Annotated in this window: 2 protein-coding genes; both read left to right on the forward strand. The window is 75.6% G+C overall.

The genetic code is table 11. The features are described from left to right. Positions 1-605 (forward strand): methionyl-tRNA formyltransferase (locus ACKUB9_RS33330; RefSeq protein ID WP_410826030.1); only part of this gene is annotated, 605 nt, incomplete at its 5' end. Between the two features lies 1 nt (position 606). Next, positions 607-1,350 carry a tRNA pseudouridine(38-40) synthase TruA gene (gene truA / locus ACKUB9_RS33335; RefSeq protein ID WP_407530838.1) on the forward strand — a complete coding sequence of 248 codons (744 nt, stop codon included), beginning with the start codon at positions 607-609 and terminating at the stop codon, positions 1,348-1,350. Positions 1,351-1,429: the final 79 nt, after the last annotated feature.

Here is a 1,429-nt window from a genome sequence, read left to right on the forward strand (position 1 = left end):
GGCGCGGCGCCGCGCCGATCCAGCGCGCCGTGATGGCGGGCGATTCCGAGACCGGAGTGGCGGTGATGCGCATGGAGCCGGGCCTCGACACCGGGCCGGTGGCGATGCTGGAGCGCGTCGCGATCACCCCCGCGATGACGGCCGGCGAGCTCCACGACCGGCTGATGCCGCTCGGCGCGGACCTGATGCACCGGGCGCTCGGCGCCCTGGAGCGCGGCGGCCTCTCCTTCACGCCGCAATCCGCGGAGGGCGTCGTCTACGCCCACAAGATCACCAACGAGGAGGCGCGGATCGACTGGACCGCGCCCGCCGCCCAATTGCACGACCGGGTGCGGGGCCTCTCGCCCTTTCCGGGCGCCTTCTTCCTGGCCGATCTCGGCCGAGGCCCGGAGCGCGTTAAGGTGCTGCGCGCCGTGCCCGCGGAGGGCAGCGCGGCCGCGCCCGGCACGCTCCTCGACGCGGCCGGCACGGTGGCCTGCGGCGAGGGCGCGCTGCGCCTCCTGCGCGTGCAGCCCGCCGGCAAGGGCGCGATGGAGGCGGGCGACTTCTTGCGCGGCCGGCGCGTCGAACCGGGCGCCCGCCTGGCGGGCACCCGCCTGACCTGACATGCCCCGCTACAAGCTCGTGGTCGAGTACGACGGCACCGCCTTCGCGGGCTGGCAGCGCCAGGCCGCCGACCGCACGGTGCAGCAGGCCCTCGAAGAGGCGATCGCTCGCTTCGTCAACGCGCCCGTGCGGGTGCATTGCGCCGGGCGCACCGATGCGGGCGTCCACGCCACGCACCAAGTGGTGCATCTCGACCTCGACCGGGACTGGCGCACCGACACGGTGCGCGACGCGGCGAACGCCCATCTGCGGCCCGAGCCCGTCGCGGTGCTGAGCGCCGTCCTGGTCGGCCCGGACTTCGACGCCCGCCACTCCGCGCTGAAGCGCCACTACCGCTACCGCATCCTCAACCGGCGCAGCCCGCCGGCCCTCACCCGCGGCGCCGTCTGGCACGTGCCCTGGGCGCTCGACGCGGGCGCGATGCACGCCGCCGCCCAGGGGCTGCTCGGCCGCCACGATTTCTCGGCCTTCCGGGCCGCCGAGTGCCAGGCGAACAGCCCGGTGCGCACCCTCGACCGGCTCGACGTCGCACGCGAGGGCGAGGAGATCGTGGTGCGCACGGCGGCGCGCTCCTTCCTGCACCATCAGGTGCGCGGCATGGTCGGCACGCTGATGCTCGCCGGCAGCGGCCGGCTCGACGCGGCCGGCGTGCGGGCGGTGCTCGATTCGCGCGACCGCGCCCGCTGCGGCCCCCTCGCCCCCCCGGGCGGGCTGACGCTCACCGGGGTCGACTACCCGGCCTGAGGCCTCAAGCCTCGTCGAAGAAGTCGACGCTGCCGTCGTCGAGGTCGTAGCGGGCGCCGACGATCTTCAGCTTGCCGGC

Source organism: Methylobacterium oryzisoli (assembly GCF_046557895.1).
GTDB classification, from domain to species: Bacteria; Pseudomonadota; Alphaproteobacteria; order Rhizobiales; family Beijerinckiaceae; genus Methylobacterium; species Methylobacterium oryzisoli.